A 15,766-nucleotide genomic window follows, 5' to 3' on the forward strand; every position below is an offset into this window, starting at 1 on the left:
CCCTCTCTCCTACACCTGAAATGGTGTTTCACTAATTTGTAATGAGATCGCTAGTTTTCCGTCTGGCAGGTGACCTGCTAACAGCAGGCGGCCTTGTTCATCAAACACGTAATCGGTTAAACCTTCTGCGTAAATCCAGCCATCTTCTGTTTTCATCCCGACACGGTATGGACCTTGTCCTTTTATTTTCGCCTGTGAATAGACGACTTTTGCGTTGCGGATATACGCCACGACCGTCATATTTTGCTCATTCACATGAGCTGAATAAGAACCAGTTGTCGTTTCAAGATGAACGAAGACTGGCCGATTTAAAAACGATTCAAGATGTGCTGTGACATCTTCCGTTTGAATTGGTTTCATGAGTGGTTCCTTCCTTCATTTTGAATTAGTTCTCGCAGCTTTTTCGTATGTAAGCTGATCAGCTGTAGTTGATGACCCTGTTCAATCGTGCTTTCTAAAATTCTTTCCACAGCGAGTACATACTTTTGATGTAATGACTTTCTTGCGCGAGGATGGGTGCGTGCATCAAGCAAATCATCTCGTATCGCCTCGTGTAATGAAGTCATATCCACTACATCAAGCTGCCGATTTTTCCATAAAGATTGATAAGCGTGTGCAAGCTCATCGACTGATGACATGTGATCACCTCTACAGTTTTGGTAACAACTTATTATGACATGATCCGCCTGCAAAAAAAAGCAAACTGCTTCGTCTCTTTAATGAGAATTCGCTGTTTTTTTCATTCGCAGTTGAGAGGTTGTAAATAGTAAAATCGCCACCCAAATACAGAGGAATGTCACGATTTTTGCTGCAGATAAGTGTTCGTGATACACAAACAGCCCCAAAAAGAGTGTAATGGTCGGTGCAATATACTGCAAAATACCAACTTGGTATAAAGGAATTCTTTTGGCCCCTTCAGAAAATAAAAGAAGCGGTACAGCTGTAAAGACACCTGCAAAAAATAATAGCCCAAGAGAGCCGAAGCTGCTCGGATTCATCGTGACAACAGGTTCTTTTAAGAAGAAGAATAAGTAAACAAGCGCAGCTGGTGCAAGAAGCAGTGTTTCAATGGTTAATCCAATGGCACTCGTAAAACTCATTCTTTTTTTAATCAGTCCATAAAACCCAAAACTAAAAGCCAATACGAAAGCCACGACAGGAAATGAGCCGTACTGAACAGTTGAGATAATGACCCCAGCTGCGGCAATGAGAATGGCGGTGGTTTGCAATTTATTCAGTCGTTCTTTTAAGAAAATGATGCCTAGTAAAACTGATACAAGCGGATTAATATAATACCCTAAACTCGCTTCCAGCATAAGATCGTGATTTACCGCCCAAATGTATACATACCAGTTGACCGAAATTAAAATAGCCGATAAAAGTAATGAAAAAAGTGCTTTTCCATCTATCATCAGACCTTTCACAGTCTGCGTCGCTGGACGGACTTGCTTTAAATATAAAAGAATACCGCACATAAAAACAAAGGACCATACTATTCTGTGCGCTAAAATTTCGCCTGACGAAATATGCTCCATCAGTTTCCAATATAATGGGAACAATCCCCATAATGTAAAAGATGCAGCCGTATATAAGACACCTTTTGATTGTTGTTCGTTCAATCTAACCATTCCTTTCTAAACCTATCGTATATTATAGCACGCACATCACTTTATGGGCATATACTAATTCAGGGCATTTAGAAAGGATGATTTGCATGTTTGACTGGAACCGATTATTCCCTTTTCAAAAGCAATTTTCAAAAGAAGCGTTAAAAAATTCAGATCCTAAAGACGTTGAGCAATATGTCAATCAAGTCATGGAAAGTGTTTTCGGCTCCAATTATTCTGCTCAATTCCCCTTTCAGGATCCGCTGTCTCAGCAGCAGAAAACAAGAGAGACAGACGATAAAAAAAAGAAAGAGCCGAATGTTGAAGTATTTGAGACGACAGATCACGTGTTTGTCAAAATAGAGCTCGATCGTCCGAACACGGAAAAAGTAAAAATCAAACATACAGCCAATCTGCTGTTTATTGATCATTTTCCTGAAGAGAATAAACAAAAGAAGGTTGTCCTGCCTGCTGCTGTGAAAAGAAAAGGAACGAAGGCATCGTATCAAGATGGTATTTTAGAAATTATGTTTTTAAAGCATGATGATCCAGGCATTTCTGAAATTGATATTCCATTATAAAAAGCCTGCTTTGAAATGGAAGCAGGCTTACTCTTTTTTCTTAATAATATGGTGGATATCCGCCGCCATAAGGTGGTGGAACAGGCGGTGGTGGTGGCGGGTAATATGGACGAGGATAATTAAAAATCGCACTTCCTAGAAATCCGCCAAGCAGTCCGCCGACTAAAGGAGCGCCAAAACCAAAAAACAAAGGGACTCTAGATTCATATGGCGGAATGCCAGGGGCACCGCCTCGAAAATACGGAGTATGAGGGTACATGCTTTTCTCCTCCTTTGTCATGTGCCTAACATCAGCATATTCATTAGGAGACAAAACGTTTGGGCAAACCTAAAACTAGGCTTGCTCCTTTTTCACATGAGATCCAGCATACTCCCCTGCCCAGCGCGATACTTCTCCGAACACACCATGTAATGCACTCCCTTTTTCGGTTAAACAATAGATGACTTTAACTGGCGTTTCAGGAAGTACAGTGCGCTTTATGATTCCTTCTTGCTCAAGCTCTTTTAAGCGTTCTGCGAGCATTTTTTGACTGATGGATGGAATAATGTCCGTCAGGTCTTTAAACCGCTTCGGACCATCAAGCAATACATGAATGATGAGACCATTCCATCTTTTGCCAAGAAGCAAAAAAGCTTGCTGAATGTTTGGACATAATTGAAATTCCATATATTTCAGCCTTTCTTTTCATAATCGTTTGACAAACTAACGGTGTACAATTTAAAATATATCTCTAGTTACAATAAGTAAGTTTCTCACTTTTTTATTTATTGTACCATACTATTTGCAAAAACGGGAGGAAATATCCATATGGCGAGCGATCAAAAAACGATTGACATTTTAAAAGAAAGAGCTTCAGTAAAAGAGTATGATACAACTCATGAAATGACAAAAGAAGAGTTAAAAGAGCTTCTTGATATCACAACAAAAGCACCATCTGCTTGGAACCTTCAGCATTGGCATTTCACTGTTTTCCATAGTGCTGAATCAAAAGCAAAACTTCTTCCAATTGCTTACAACCAAAAACAAGTCTCACAAGCATCAGCTGTGATTGCTGTGCTAGGTGACCTTGAAGCCAATCTAAAGGGTGAAAAAATCTACAGTGAGCTAGCAGAACAAGGCTTCATCACAGAAGATATTAAAGAAACATTGATGACGCAAATCAATGGTGCTTACCAAAGCGAGCAATATGCACGTGAAGCTGCGTATTCAAACGCTTCGTTAGCTGCTATGCAGTTAATGATTGCGGCGAAAGCAATGGGATATGATACATGCGCAATGGGCGGTTTCAGTAAAGAAGCGTACGTAAAAGAATTCAATGTGAGTGCTCGATACGAACCAGTGATGTTGATTTCTGTCGGGAAAGCAGCAAAAGAAGCTCACAAAAGCAATCGTTTTGACATCGAAGAAGTATCTGATTTCCTATAAAAAACGGCACAGTCTCAGCGTCATGCTGGGGCTTTTTTATTTGCTTTAAATATTATTTTTCCATACTTATTTTCAAGTCTTCCTTTCTCATTCTTCAGTATTTACCTCTTTTAAAAAATGAAAGCGTTATATTAGTATGATATTCATAAAAATGATTGTTTTTTCTGAAAATGGTCTTGTGATCTAATCTGACAACTGCTATTATTATGAAATTACAAAATATTAGAGGAGGAAAACATGAACAAAAAACTGATACTGGCGCTACTTATCGCGATTCCATTCATTGGACAGCTTGCACTGCTCCCCTTTGTGAATCGTATTCATCCATTTGTCATCGGGCTGCCTTTTTTCCACTTCTGGCTCTTACTATGGATTGTACTCACACCCGTTTGCACATTTATCATTTACAGGATGCAACATTCAAATGGAGGAACTGACGAATGCAAGGAAACTTAACAGCTTTATTGATTACTGCAAGTATCATTTTCATCGTCGTGGTCATCGGTTTTGCCGCTGGTCGTGATAAATCATCAAGACAATCAGTAGAAGAATGGTCTGTTGGCGGGAGAAAATTTGGCGGGCTTCTCGTCTGGTTCCTTGTTGGCGCAGACTTATATACTGCTTATACCTTTTTAGGGCTCACAAGTACAGCTTATACAGCAGGAAGTGTTGCTTTTTTCGCTATCCCCTATTCCGTTCTTGCTTATTTTATTGCGTATTTCTTCTTGCCAAAACTTTGGACGGTTGCAAAAAATCACAAGCTGACAACACTTGCTGATTATGCACGTGAGCGATTTGACAGTAAACTGTTATCCAGTTTGATTGCCATTGTTGGTGTACTTATGCTCATTCCATACATTTGTCTTCAGCTAAGCGGGATTCAAGATACGTTAACTGTCGCTGGAACGAGTTATATTAATGTGAATGCAGTGGTTATGATTTCATTTATTTTAGTTGCACTTTATACATTTTTCAGTGGTATTAAAGGTCCTACATATACAGCCATTATTAAAGATATTCTTGTTTGGGTGATCATGCTCTTTATGGTCGTTTCCCTCCCGATTATTCATTTTAACGGCTGGACACCAATGATGAATACGTTAGCTAAGGAAGCTCCACAGCTTCTGACGATTCCTGAAAGCGGCCCTAAAGGCATTTTGTGGTTTATTACCGCATCAGGTGTTTCTGCACTCGCATTATTTATGTGGGCTCATGCAGCAACTGGTGTTTTCACAGCCAAAAGCGCAGATGCCATCCGTAAAAACAGTATGTTTTTACCTCTTTACAACATTGTATTGATTTTGGTCATCTTCCTTGGCTTCATTGCCTTTTTAGTCTTACCGGAAGATACAAATCCAAGATTTGCTCTTCTTCATTTAATTCAGACGTCATATGGCGGCGTGATGCAGGGGCTTGCGTATTCAACGATTGCACTTGCTTCTCTCATTCCATGTTCGATCATGGCCATTGGGGCGTCGAATTTATTTGCCAATAATTTGTACCGTGATTTAATCCATCCAAATGTGTCACCTAAACGGTTAACGATCATTACACGTTCGATGGTATTTATCGTGATCGGTCTTGCTCTTTTATTCGGAATGCTGTTCCCGACTGCGCTTGTCACGCTTCAGCTGATCGGTGTTTCTGGAATGGTTCAAATTTTCCCAGCCATTGCCATCAGCTTGTTCTGGAAAAAACAATCGAGAGAAGCAACGATTGCGGGGCTCATCGTAGGAATTATCGTGACCTTTACAGCGAATATGACACAAATGACATTCGGCCTTTATGAAGGCTTTCTCGGTTTACTAGCAAACGTTGTGGTCATCTTGATATTGAATCCATTCTTCCAGAAGAATGTCACATCTAATTCTGTGACAAGTGATTTGTTTGAAAAGAATGGGAAAACAACGGAACCTGTGGCTAACAAAGCGTAACACAAGAAAAAAAGCAGTCCCCTGATGAGGACTGCTTTTTCTATTTCATTTCTTTTTTCAACACTTCAATGGCTTTTTTCATTTGCGTATCATTTTTCTTGAGCTTATCTTGGATGTTTGTCATCAGTACCGTCGTTGTGTCCCCTGTCAGAATACCATCAGCCTTTAGATCGTGATCTGATTGGAACCTTTTCACGACCGACTGGAATGCTTGATCATATTCTCCATTGGCTTTTGCTTTGTAGCCAAGCGCTTGGAACATTTTTTGAGCCGCTTTGACTTCATCTCCATCATCATTCAGTTGATACGTCTTTTTCGGACTTAAGTATGGCAGCTTCGCATAACTCGGCAGAGATGCTTTCACCTGTGGCTCAATTCCTTTTTTGTGAATCCAAGACCCGTCTGGTGTCAGCCACTTGGCAATGGTTAATTTCACACTAGAACCATCATTGTAGCTTTGGGCATTTTGAACAGTCCCTTTACCAAATGTCTTTTCTCCAACAAGTTGAATGCTGGAGGATTGGTGCAGAGCTGCCGCCATGATTTCAGCAGCACTCGCTGAACCGCCGTTTACAAGAACAACTGCCGGCTGATGAACTTTGCGTTCTTTTTCCGCTTTGTACACTTGTTTCTTTCCTTTTTCCTCAACCTGCATAATGACTTTTCCTTTATCGATAAAGTCATTGCTCATTTCAATTGCTTCTGTCATAATGCCGCCTGGATTATCTCTCAGATCAATGACAAAACCTTTTGCCCCTTTTTTCTCGAGGTCATCAATCGCTTTATCTAACTCTTTAGACGTCGTTTCAGCAAAAGACGTGATTTGGATTTCGCCTATTTTATCTTTTGTTAGTTTTGCATACACCGTTTCAAGCGGGATGGTATCTCTTGTGATTGTCACATCCACATTTCCAACACCTTGTCTGTTCAAATGCAGTTTGACATCCGTTCCTTTTTTCCCTCTGATAATAGAAACGGCTTTATTCACTGACATGCCTTTTGTACTTTTACCATCCACTTTTAAAATACGATCATGAGGTTTCAAACCAGCTTTTTCAGCAGGAGAGCCTTTAATCGGTGCGACAATTAAAATTTGTCCATCCTTCTCTTCTACTTGTGCACCAATTCCTTCAAATGAAGATGAAATGGTGTTGTTAAACCCTTCGGCTTCCTCCTGATCCATATATGTAGAGTATGGATCATCAAGTGATGCAATCATTCCTTGAATCGCACCGTCTACTAGTTTTTGATCATCCGTTTTTTCGTAATACTCGTTTTTTACCTTCGTATATGCAGCCATGAGTTTACTAAACTTCTCATCTCCTGAAACGCTGACAGCACCTTGTTTTGTGATCACAAATGTAATCGCTGAGGAAAGTGCTGCTGTCACCAGAATGGCTATCACGAACTTGAATTGTTTTTTCAAAAAAACACCACCTTTATCTCCTTTCATTATTATCAAGGACGATTCTTCATCCGTCAACCAAAGGATCAAACTTCTATTTGAAAAGATAAGCCATTTCGCCCTGCAATGCATAATCTTTAGAGAGAAACATGATAAAGAAAGAAGGGATTCCATGAGTGACTATGTAGAAATGCTTGCTTATTTTGGGGTATCAGGTGCCCATCCTGGTGGAATTGAGCTAACAAAAACGATGATTGAGCATCTTAACTTGGCGTCTGACGATCGTATACTGGATGTTGGATGCGGCACAGGACAAACAGCAGCCTATTTAGGACATTTAGGTTATGAAGTAGAGGCGATTGATACACACCCTTTGATGATTGAAAAAGCCAATCTGCGATTCGAACGGGAACAACTACCTTTCCGTGCACAGCAAGCATCGATCGAACACCTGCCATTTGCGGATGACTCGTTCTCTCTACTGATCAGTGAATCTGTTTTAAGTTTCACCCATTTACCTGCTGCGCTTGCTGAGATAAAACGGGTGCTTGCTCCTGGAAAACAATTGATCGCAAATGAGGCTGTGTTAAAAGTGCCGCTTTCCTCAAAAGAACAGGCAGCCATCCGGGAGTTTTATGGGTTTCACTCCCTCTTTTCATTTTCTGAATGGAAAAAGCAGTTAGCGTCCGCAGGATTCCGTGACATTCAGATTCTCTCATTCGATGAGCACATGGTGCAGGAAGAGCCGACCGAAATGGAATTATCAGATCAAATACCACCTTCTCTTTATGATACATTACAGCAACACTATGACCTGATTCAAACACACCGAGAACATCTGAGTCACCTTGTATTTGAATGTACAGTATAAAATGAGCGAATCTCCTATATGTTTTGTCCAAACTCTATGAAGTCTTTCGCATAGGATAAGAGTGAAAAGAGTTTGTCATAAGGAGGAAAAACATGGAGCGCTACTACAAACTTTGTCAGCAGCATATGGGGAAAGTAGCTAGAATTACTGATCGTCATGGCAGAGTACATGTTGGACGTATTGAGCGGGTGACAAACCGCAAAGTTTATATCCGACCAGTCGGCGGGTCCCGCGGGGGCTTAGGATTTGGCTATTACGGAGGTTATTACGGAGGCTATTATGGCTGGGGTCCAGCTTATGGCATTGGACTCGGTTTTATTACCGGCTTCGCATTAGCAGGTTTGCTCTTTTTTTAAAACGGCGTATAAAAGAAGGCCTCCCAGCTTCGGGAGGCCTTTTATTTGTTTATATTTTCTTCACTTTGTTCATGTACTCTTCGAATGTTAAATCATGATCATGCATCGCTTTTGCAGCTTCTTTCCCTACATAGCGCAGGTGCCACGGCTCATATTCATATTTCGTGATGTCTTCTTTCCCTTTTGGATAACGAATGATAAAGCCATATTTATAAGCATTTTTGGCTACCCATTTACCATCAGGTGTTTCACCAAATTTTTCAGAGATTTCAAAGCCGGCACTTTTTGAGGAAATATCCATAGCTAGACCTGTTTGATGTTCACTTTCCCCTGGTAAGGCTACGGCTTCTTGGGCTTTTTCTTTCCCTTTTAGTTTCACTTCACTATCAAAAATGACTTTTTGACGATCATAGGAACGATAGCCAGATACTGCAGCAAGCTCAAAGTTTTCCTTTTTAGCACCTTTGAATAACTTCGCAAGTGCCTCCGCTGCTTCTTTTCGAATATATCGTTTTTCAATATCCTCTGAAAAAGAGAATTCCACTTTTGGTACAACGAGATCAGAAGGTTTATAGGTTCCTGGCAGTGCATATTCTTTGTTCACTAAAGCAAGCACATTTTCAGGGTTTTGAATGGTCTTCAGTCCGCTCACTACCTTGATGTCATTGAAATATTCACTCTTTAACGTCAGCTCTTGATTAGATGAATCTGCCGTATCGTTTGAGTTTTGCTGGGGTGATGAACTTGCTGCGTTCTTTTGTTCGTTTGTTTTGTTAGATTCAGTGGTACCGCTTTTCTGATCCAGCAACTGGCAGCCTGATAATGCGGCCGTCAAACCAAGAATCGATGCGATTGAGAGTATTTTATAGCTTTTCTTCATGACATACCTTCCTTTTGCTCTACTAAAAAAATAAAGATGCGCTACATCGTAGCACACCCTTTATACTATTATAAAACAGAATCTAGTGCAATTAAGATCATTTCGTCAAATGTCGTTTGACGCTCTTCAGCAGTTGTTTCTTCTCCTGTTAGCACATGATCACTCACTGTCAGAATCGACAACGCTTTTCTGCCAAATTTTGCAGCAAGCGTATAAAGAGCCGTTGTCTCCATTTCGATCGCTAGAATTCCATATTGGTCCATCAGCTCAAGTGGTTTTTCATTATAAAACTGGTCTGCTGTAAATACATTCCCAACACGCACAGCTACTTTTTTCGCTTCTGCTGTGTCGTAGGCTTTTTTCAGTAAACCAAAATCAGCACATGGTGCGTAATCAATCGGTCCAAATGCCACACGGTTCATTTGAGAATCTGTTGATGAGGTTTGAGCTAAGATGACGTCACGTACATTGACATCTTTTTTGATCGCTCCGCAAGAACCGACACGTATTAAGTTTTGAACATCATAGCTTTGGATCAGCTCATTCACATAGATCGAAATAGACGGTACGCCCATTCCAGTACCTTGTACAGAAATGCGTTTTCCTTTATATGTTCCAGTATAACCATACATGCCGCGCACTTCGTTATAGCACACAACATCTTCTAAATATGTATCTGCAATATATTTCGCACGAAGCGGATCGCCTGGCAGCAATACCGTTTCTGCAATTTGTCCTTTTTCTGCTCCAATATGTACACTCATTTTTTAGCCTCCACTTACGTTTAACATGTGTTTAGTCCCATTTATTATAAACGATTGAGATCAAAAAAGAAAATACCAGCTGAAAGTAAAGCTGGCATCGTCGTTTATATTTAACTCATCGTCATTAGCCGTTCACTGCGTTTCCATCCTGCCGGAAAGAGCTGGTAGTAGCACTTCCCTTTTTTCTGGTCATCAATCACAACGATATCCCCTGTTGTGATAAACCGTGCATTGTAATCATTAGGGACTGTATCTTGTACATTAAATGTCGAGAATGCTTTTTCCAGTACATCAAGGTGTGTCCTGCCGCCAATCTTTGTCCGGTACACAGGCTGATGTCCGCTTTCTGCACCATATTCAGGTGTTTGATAAATGGTTAAGTGATAAGCTGAAGGTTTCTTTTGAAAAAATCTCAACGTCAATTGCATTCAAATCCCTCCCCTTTTATATAAAATTGGCTGGGATCTATGAATTTCCTTCTTCTATTTTTGTCGAATGACGGACAATTTTTCGTCAATCTTTTTACATATGAGAAATAAAGCTAGTCCTATCGCAAAGCCCCCTGCTACATCAGTGACATAATGAACACCGATATACATCCTGCTGATGCCGATCATCAGCACACAACACCCTGTCACCATGTAGACTGCTTTTTGTCTCTTTTTCAGCCACGGAACCATTTCAATTAATAGATAGGCGATAAATGGATAGATCGTTGCTGCATTCATAGAATGACCGCTCGGAAAGCTATAATAGGTCTCATTCACTAGATGATCAAAGGCTGGACGCTCTCTAGCAAACAGTCCTTTCAGTTCATGATTGACCGTTTTTTCTGCTATATATAGTAGAAAAAGCAGCATAATAGAGTGGTAGCGTTTATACATAAACAGCACCACGCTAAAGATGAGCATGATTGGGACAAGCAGCGCACTGATACCAAAGTCAGTCAAAGTCAGCATGACATCATTTAAAAAAGGAAGTCTGATGTTCTCAAACGATAAGATGATCTGGTTGTCCAATTCTTGAAACTTACCAGATACCATAAGCGCAGCGATGGCGCCAAACAAAAGGAAAAAAATGATGACATACACGCGAAACAATTCCCCTCCCTTTCTACTCAGAATCTCTTCAAAGTATAGTGCCTACCGCGCCTCTTCTTCAACTATCATTGCTTTCCTCAGCATATATTCAAATGTAATATCGGCAAGCTCAAACGTTTCCAGCTCAGATGGTATGTACCCTCTTTTGACCAGCTCCGTGTAGAAGAATTCTGCAATTTCCTCTGTATCAATCACCAAATCTGCTTCTTTCATTGCTTTCCGCCTCCTTTTTTATGATGTATGAACGTCGCCTTATTTTTATTACAATTTGTCATAATGGCTCATTCCATACATATAAATGCAGTAAACGAAAAGAAAAGGGGCATGGGGCAATGAAATGGTTAAGCATTTTAGATGGACATACTTTTGATCAGGTGATGGGCCGTATCTTGAGGGGATGGTTTTATGTGATTGCTTTTTTCTGTGTTCCTTACTTTTTATTCGTGTTAGGACAAGTCTTCTTTTAACCAAAATGTTCGTTTAAACTTTCCAAAATAAAGTCCATCATATCCTTATATTCTGGGTCTTTGAAAAATTCATAGAGAATTTTATAATCATTGTAAATATCAAGAAGCTCATCCACTATAGATACAGCGAGAAATTCTAGTGATGCTTCGCTTTCTTGTTTCTCTTCTAACTGTAATAGAGCGGTTTGCACCATATCTTCCTCTATTTCTTTTGAGGTTTCTCCAACGTAATGCACAAAAAGAAGCTGATGAACAAACTGATCCATCTCATATTTCCTTAGGACAAGCGTCAAGTCTTCTTCTTCTGTTTCCAGCCATTCTCCGTCTTTTAACCTTGTCAGTTCATAAATGACATCTTCCCAGCCATCTTCAAGGTAGCGCCATATCTCAGTCCGATGGCCAATGATTTTAAATAGCTCTTTCCCGTAATCCTTTACATATACAACATCGCCAATGAGGAACTCATATTCAATGTCCAGCTTTTCTGTATCTACAATCACCCCGTCGTACTCATCGTAAAGCTGAAGTGATGTTTCAAAATAAAGCACCTCATTATGATTGACCTCATATAGATAATGTTGGTCAATTTGATGGACTTTTGTTATCGTTCCAACTGTGCCGTACATGACAACGACGACAATATCCCCTACTTTATATTTTGGTGCTTTCGCCTTCATTCTGTCTCCCCCTTGCCCGACTTTTGGTCTTAACGTATCGTATGCCGGCGCAAGGAATTCTGCATGGGCAACCACACCATGCAAAACGCCATTTTATTTCTTCATGAAAAAACCGCTTCTTCCATACGGAACAAGCGGTTGTGTGTGTTATTTTTTTTTGACTTCTACTTCGTATTGCTCAAAAGCCTCGTCAAATGTCGTCATGGAGCTTAAATAGTCCCCATTTAACTCTAAATAGGCACATAGCTCATGATAATCAGTGGATGCTTTAGGAAAGCTGTGATCTTCATAAGCAGCATTTGCAAAATGACTGATGTCATCCTTCGGTTTTGGATGTCTGTACTTCATTAAATAATGGTAAAACGACTTCACCTGTTTTTCCCTCCGCGACACTCTATTTTGTTGTTATATTATACAGGAATTTGATGACTTGTATAGGCGGAGGTACAACTTATGAAGAAAAATCAAAGTAATTACGCTTTAATAACCGCTCCATGCTCATTAATTCTTCATATGAGATTTTTTCTGGAAGTTTTGTTTGATCGACTAAAATTAATTGATCTTCTATCTCTTTTACTGTCTCATCCTTCTGATACGTCATCCCGCAATGCGTGCAAGAAATCGAAGGCGTTTCCAAAATTTCAATCGATTGTGTGCCCGTGATGAGTTCCCAATAGACTGTGGTCTGTCCTGCGTTCGCTTTCTTCTCCTCACACCAATCACATGTCAGCAACGTTATTTCTCCTCCTTTACGGTTTGTTCTTTTTTGAGCTGGGCTTGATATTTCTTCTCTTTTAATTCATCTCGTTTTTCGCGTTTGTTTTTGAGCGTATCATGTTCAGGATTCGTTTCATAAGACTCTCTTCGTTTCATTCGGCTTAAATTTTCAGGCGTAAAGGATCTTGCTTCATCCTCAAATAGAGCTGTTATGCCAATGGCGGGTTCTTTCTTTTCTTCATAGATTTCATTAAAATACGCATCTGCTTGGCCTGCGACGTAATGTTCCGGCTCTGGATAAGAGGTGATCACACCTTCAAAGTTACGCAGGACCACTTTCTCTGGGCTTTGAGATAATAAATAATTTGGCTGTAAGGTGATCTTACCTCCTCCGCCTGGTGCATCTACAACAAAGCTTGGCACAGCATAACCACTCGTATGTCCTCTTAAGCCTTCAATGATTTCAAGGCCTTTTGAAACCGGTGTTCTAAAGTGGCCGATCCCCTCAGATAAATCACATTGATAAATATAATAAGGTCTGACGCGAATCATGACGAGATCATGCATCAGCTTCTTCATAATTGGAACACTGTCGTTAATTCCTGCTAGGATCACCGCCTGATTACCAACAGGCACACCAGCATTGACAAGTCGCTCACACGCTTCTTTCGCTTCTTTTGTGATTTCAATGCTTGTATTAAAGTGAGTGTTCAACCAAACAGGATGATATTTTTTTAAAATCTCACACAATTCATCTGTAATTCGCTGCGGAAACACGACCGGTGCACGTGTTCCAATTCGAATGATTTCAACGTGAGGAATGTCTCGTAAGTTTTTCAAAATGTATTCAAGCACTTGATCATTAATTAACAGCCCGTCACCGCCTGAAATTAACACATCCCGCACTTCAGGGGTTTCTCTAATATATCCAATGGCGGCATCTAATTGCTTTTTCGGCACGCCCATCCCGATCTGACCGGAAAAGCGCCTTCTCGTACAATAGCGGCAGTACATGGAGCACTGATTTGTGACAAGAAACAGCACACGATCTGGGTAGCGGTGCGTTAAACCTGGAACAGGTGAATCCTCATCTTCATGGAGCGGATCTTCGAGGTCATATTTTGTTTTATGAAGCTCTTCTGCAATCGGTACAGACTGCATACGGATTGGGCATCTTGGATCGTCTGGATTCATCAGTGAGGCATAGTAGGGTGTAATGTTGAGTGGAATGGTTTTCGTAGAAATCTTCACCCCTTCTTTTTCCTCTTCTGTTAAGTTCACGACTTTTTCTAAATCTTCAAGCGTTTTGACCGTATGCGTCAGCTGCCAAATCCAGTCGTTCCACTTTTCCTCGGGTACGTCCTTCCAAAGTTCGATGTCCTTCCAATGTCGCGCAGGTTGATACAGTTTTTGATTCATATCCATTCCCCCTATCAGCATTCACTTTATACTATGCAAGTTATGTGCCAACATGGGAAAATGCCCCTATTCTTTACAAAAGGAGCTTTTCCGTCACATTCACATGTTTGAAGTGCCTACTTTTCGGCATCTGTATATTTTTTTAGTTTATACTGCAATGTTTGTCGAGGAATTTTTAAAGCGGCTGCCGTTTGCTTAATATTCCCTGCGTGCTGTCTTAAAGCTTCTTGAATCAGCGTTTGTTCAAATGACGTCACTTGACTTTTTAATGAGGACTCTGGCGGATGACTTTCTATCTGATGCGTCCGCAAATGGCCAGGGAGATATGCTGGGGTGATTTCTTCTGCTTCCTTTGGCATCATCAAGACGGCATGCTCGATCGTATGTTTTAATTCTCTGACATTCCCTGGCCACTGATGGGCCATAAATACTTGGACGGTTTCTTCAGAAAGGCGGTTGACGTTTTTAGAAAATTGCTGATGATACGTTTGAATAAAGTGGCGGGATAACAGCTGGATATCATGCTTCCTTGTGCGAAGCGGCGGGATATGAAATGATGACACATGCAGTCTATAAAATAAGTCTTCTCTTAACATTTGTTTTTTAACGGCTTCAAATGGGTCGATATTGAGGGCAGTAATCACTCTGACATTTACTTGAACCGCCTTTGCATCACCTATCCGGCGGACAACACCATCCTCTAACACACGCAGTAATTTTGTTTGAAGCGTAAGCGGCATCGCTTGCAGCTCATCAAGAAAAAGCGTACCGCCATCTGCTAACTCAAACAGCCCCTTGCGATCTATTGCGCCCGTATAACTTCCTTTGACAGACCCGAATAAAAGACTTTCAAGCAGCGATTCTGGAAGAGCAGCGCAGTTTTGCGGGATAAAGACTTGATCTTTCCGATCAGATGCATGAACAATCGCTTGTACGAGTACCTCTTTTCCTGTCCCAGTTTCCCCGAAGACCATAACCGATGAAGGATATGCAGCAGCTTTTTTCGCTTTCTCCAGCATCTCTTTTAAGTGTGGATCATTTGTTAAAAATGAAGAAAAATCGAGCATTTGAGTGGTCTCTGCGGCACCATCCGTTCGTTTTTTTTGATCTAAACGATTCGAAAGCGCCGACAGCTTCGACACATCCTTCGCTACTTCTACCGCCCCAATTAACTTGCTGCCTTCCATAATGGGCAGTGTGGTGTTGACAGTCTCAATTTTTTCTCCATTTTTATTCAAATAGGTTTGCAACGAATGATAAATGGGTTTTCCTGTTCTAAGTACATGCATGAGTGTACTTGTCTTTTCAGTTAATGAAGGATACACATCCAGTATGTACTTGCCAATCACCTCTTCTTTCGCTAAACAGTCGAACTTCGCTGCATTATGATTATAAAAGATGGTGACCCCTTGATCGTCTACAACGTGAATCGCTTCATCGATGGCTTCTAAAATTAATTCAAACCAATCCGCTCTTTCGACAACCTTCCCCACTATTTCCCCCTCACTTTCTATGCCGAAAATCCGGCACAGTATTGCCCAATTTTCAGCGGTTTGATGATA

The 15,766-nt window shown here is 40.7% G+C and carries 23 protein-coding genes; 7 read left to right on the forward strand and 16 right to left on the reverse strand.

What is annotated here, in order from left to right; translation table 11 throughout:
* Positions 1 to 9 precede the first annotated feature (9 nt).
* The 3 genes from NSQ17_RS09910 to rarD all read right to left on the reverse strand — a co-directional run bounded on the left by NSQ17_RS09910 (position 10) and on the right by rarD (position 1,628).
* Positions 10 to 360, reverse strand: coding sequence for a YojF family protein (locus NSQ17_RS09910; protein WP_008346474.1), 351 nt, complete (start codon positions 358 to 360; stop codon positions 10 to 12).
* Positions 357 to 638, reverse strand: a complete 282-nt coding sequence (locus NSQ17_RS09915; RefSeq protein WP_008346472.1) for a hypothetical protein — start codon at positions 636 to 638, stop codon at positions 357 to 359. Before NSQ17_RS09915 ends, NSQ17_RS09910 begins: the two co-directional genes overlap by 4 nt.
* Positions 639 to 716: 78 nt before the next feature.
* A complete protein-coding gene (gene rarD, locus NSQ17_RS09920) occupies positions 717 to 1,628 on the reverse strand; it encodes an EamA family transporter RarD (protein ID WP_342467392.1) in 912 nt (303 codons plus the stop codon).
* A gap of 86 nt (positions 1,629 to 1,714) precedes the next feature.
* On the opposite strand from rarD, the gene NSQ17_RS09925 reads away from it, so the two are divergent.
* Positions 1,715 to 2,188, forward strand: coding sequence for a spore gernimation protein GerT (locus NSQ17_RS09925; protein WP_024718570.1), 474 nt, complete (start codon positions 1,715 to 1,717; stop codon positions 2,186 to 2,188).
* Positions 2,189 to 2,228: 40 nt separating this feature from the next.
* Here NSQ17_RS09925 and NSQ17_RS09930 read toward each other — a convergent pair whose 3' ends face one another.
* A complete protein-coding gene (locus NSQ17_RS09930) occupies positions 2,229 to 2,447 on the reverse strand; it encodes a hypothetical protein (RefSeq protein WP_003215921.1) in 219 nt (72 codons plus the stop codon).
* A gap of 75 nt (positions 2,448 to 2,522) precedes the next feature.
* Positions 2,523 to 2,855 carry a winged helix-turn-helix transcriptional regulator gene (locus NSQ17_RS09935; protein ID WP_008346466.1) on the reverse strand — a complete coding sequence of 111 codons (333 nt, stop codon included), beginning with the start codon at positions 2,853 to 2,855 and terminating at the stop codon, positions 2,523 to 2,525.
* A 141-nt stretch (positions 2,856 to 2,996) separates the two neighbouring features.
* Here NSQ17_RS09935 and NSQ17_RS09940 point away from each other — a divergent pair, with 141 nt between their 5' ends.
* The 3 genes from NSQ17_RS09940 to NSQ17_RS09950 all read left to right on the forward strand — a co-directional run bounded on the left by NSQ17_RS09940 (position 2,997) and on the right by NSQ17_RS09950 (position 5,548).
* Entirely contained in the window at positions 2,997 to 3,614 is a 618-nt protein-coding gene (locus NSQ17_RS09940; protein WP_340959514.1) for a nitroreductase family protein, read from the forward strand.
* Between the two features lie 237 nt (positions 3,615 to 3,851).
* Positions 3,852 to 4,070, forward strand: coding sequence for a DUF3311 domain-containing protein (locus tag NSQ17_RS09945; RefSeq protein ID WP_017359680.1), 219 nt, complete (start codon positions 3,852 to 3,854; stop codon positions 4,068 to 4,070).
* A complete protein-coding gene (locus NSQ17_RS09950; RefSeq protein WP_041507073.1) occupies positions 4,055 to 5,548 on the forward strand; it encodes a sodium:solute symporter in 1,494 nt (497 codons plus the stop codon). Before NSQ17_RS09945 ends, NSQ17_RS09950 begins: the two co-directional genes overlap by 16 nt.
* 40 nt (positions 5,549 to 5,588) lie before the next feature.
* Here the strand turns inward: NSQ17_RS09950 and NSQ17_RS09955 are convergent, their stop codons facing one another.
* The gene (locus tag NSQ17_RS09955) at positions 5,589 to 6,974 is read right to left on the reverse strand and encodes a S41 family peptidase (protein ID WP_058336738.1); all 1,386 of its coding nucleotides are present in this window, start codon (positions 6,972 to 6,974) and stop codon (positions 5,589 to 5,591) included.
* 151 nt (positions 6,975 to 7,125) lie between these two features.
* On the opposite strand from NSQ17_RS09955, the gene NSQ17_RS09960 reads away from it, so the two are divergent.
* Both NSQ17_RS09960 and NSQ17_RS09965 read left to right on the forward strand, forming a co-directional pair.
* Complete coding sequence (locus tag NSQ17_RS09960; RefSeq protein ID WP_342467393.1) at positions 7,126 to 7,824, forward strand: class I SAM-dependent methyltransferase; 699 nt, start codon at positions 7,126 to 7,128, stop codon at positions 7,822 to 7,824.
* A 92-nt stretch (positions 7,825 to 7,916) separates the two neighbouring features.
* A complete protein-coding gene (locus tag NSQ17_RS09965; protein ID WP_024718566.1) occupies positions 7,917 to 8,180 on the forward strand; it encodes a hypothetical protein in 264 nt (87 codons plus the stop codon).
* A gap of 49 nt (positions 8,181 to 8,229) precedes the next feature.
* On the opposite strand, the gene NSQ17_RS09970 is transcribed toward NSQ17_RS09965, so the two are convergent.
* From NSQ17_RS09970 to NSQ17_RS09990, 5 genes are all read right to left on the reverse strand, one after another.
* Positions 8,230 to 9,060 (reverse strand): M15 family metallopeptidase, encoded by an 831-nt coding sequence (locus NSQ17_RS09970; protein WP_017367458.1) that lies wholly within the window; start codon positions 9,058 to 9,060, stop codon positions 8,230 to 8,232.
* 68 nt (positions 9,061 to 9,128) lie between these two features.
* The gene (gene deoD, locus NSQ17_RS09975) at positions 9,129 to 9,824 is read right to left on the reverse strand and encodes a purine-nucleoside phosphorylase (RefSeq protein ID WP_041507069.1); all 696 of its coding nucleotides are present in this window, start codon (positions 9,822 to 9,824) and stop codon (positions 9,129 to 9,131) included.
* Between the two features lie 110 nt (positions 9,825 to 9,934).
* Complete coding sequence (locus tag NSQ17_RS09980; RefSeq protein ID WP_007500756.1) at positions 9,935 to 10,252, reverse strand: hypothetical protein; 318 nt, start codon at positions 10,250 to 10,252, stop codon at positions 9,935 to 9,937.
* A 54-nt stretch (positions 10,253 to 10,306) separates the two neighbouring features.
* Positions 10,307 to 10,915, reverse strand: a complete 609-nt coding sequence (locus NSQ17_RS09985) for a phosphatase PAP2 family protein (RefSeq protein ID WP_217967982.1) — start codon at positions 10,913 to 10,915, stop codon at positions 10,307 to 10,309.
* A 51-nt stretch (positions 10,916 to 10,966) separates the two neighbouring features.
* Positions 10,967 to 11,137: a YozD family protein gene (locus NSQ17_RS09990; protein WP_008346445.1), complete on the reverse strand. Its 171-nt coding sequence runs from the start codon at positions 11,135 to 11,137 to the stop codon at positions 10,967 to 10,969.
* Between the two features lie 119 nt (positions 11,138 to 11,256).
* On the opposite strand from NSQ17_RS09990, the gene NSQ17_RS09995 reads away from it, so the two are divergent.
* Positions 11,257 to 11,391 carry a hypothetical protein gene (locus NSQ17_RS09995; RefSeq protein ID WP_017359686.1) on the forward strand — a complete coding sequence of 45 codons (135 nt, stop codon included), beginning with the start codon at positions 11,257 to 11,259 and terminating at the stop codon, positions 11,389 to 11,391.
* Here NSQ17_RS09995 and NSQ17_RS10000 read toward each other — a convergent pair.
* The 5 genes from NSQ17_RS10000 to NSQ17_RS10020 form a co-directional block, all read right to left on the reverse strand.
* The gene (locus NSQ17_RS10000; protein ID WP_008346441.1) at positions 11,388 to 12,068 is read right to left on the reverse strand and encodes a hypothetical protein; all 681 of its coding nucleotides are present in this window, start codon (positions 12,066 to 12,068) and stop codon (positions 11,388 to 11,390) included. The genes NSQ17_RS09995 and NSQ17_RS10000 overlap by 4 nt on opposite strands.
* A 147-nt stretch (positions 12,069 to 12,215) precedes the next feature.
* Positions 12,216 to 12,440, reverse strand: coding sequence for a YozE family protein (locus tag NSQ17_RS10005; RefSeq protein ID WP_008346438.1), 225 nt, complete (start codon positions 12,438 to 12,440; stop codon positions 12,216 to 12,218).
* A gap of 79 nt (positions 12,441 to 12,519) precedes the next feature.
* Positions 12,520 to 12,801 carry a YokU family protein gene (locus tag NSQ17_RS10010; RefSeq protein ID WP_024718564.1) on the reverse strand — a complete coding sequence of 94 codons (282 nt, stop codon included), beginning with the start codon at positions 12,799 to 12,801 and terminating at the stop codon, positions 12,520 to 12,522.
* A gap of 2 nt (positions 12,802 to 12,803) precedes the next feature.
* Positions 12,804 to 14,204, reverse strand: a complete 1,401-nt coding sequence (gene ablA, locus NSQ17_RS10015) for a lysine 2,3-aminomutase (RefSeq protein WP_008346434.1) — start codon at positions 14,202 to 14,204, stop codon at positions 12,804 to 12,806.
* Positions 14,205 to 14,320: 116 nt separating this feature from the next.
* Positions 14,321 to 15,697: a sigma 54-interacting transcriptional regulator gene (locus NSQ17_RS10020; protein ID WP_342467394.1), complete on the reverse strand. Its 1,377-nt coding sequence runs from the start codon at positions 15,695 to 15,697 to the stop codon at positions 14,321 to 14,323.
* Positions 15,698 to 15,766: the final 69 nt, after the last annotated feature.

The organism is Bacillus sp. FSL W8-0629 (genome assembly GCF_038593225.1).
In the GTDB taxonomy this organism is placed as follows: Bacteria; Bacillota; Bacilli; order Bacillales; family Bacillaceae; genus Bacillus; species Bacillus altitudinis.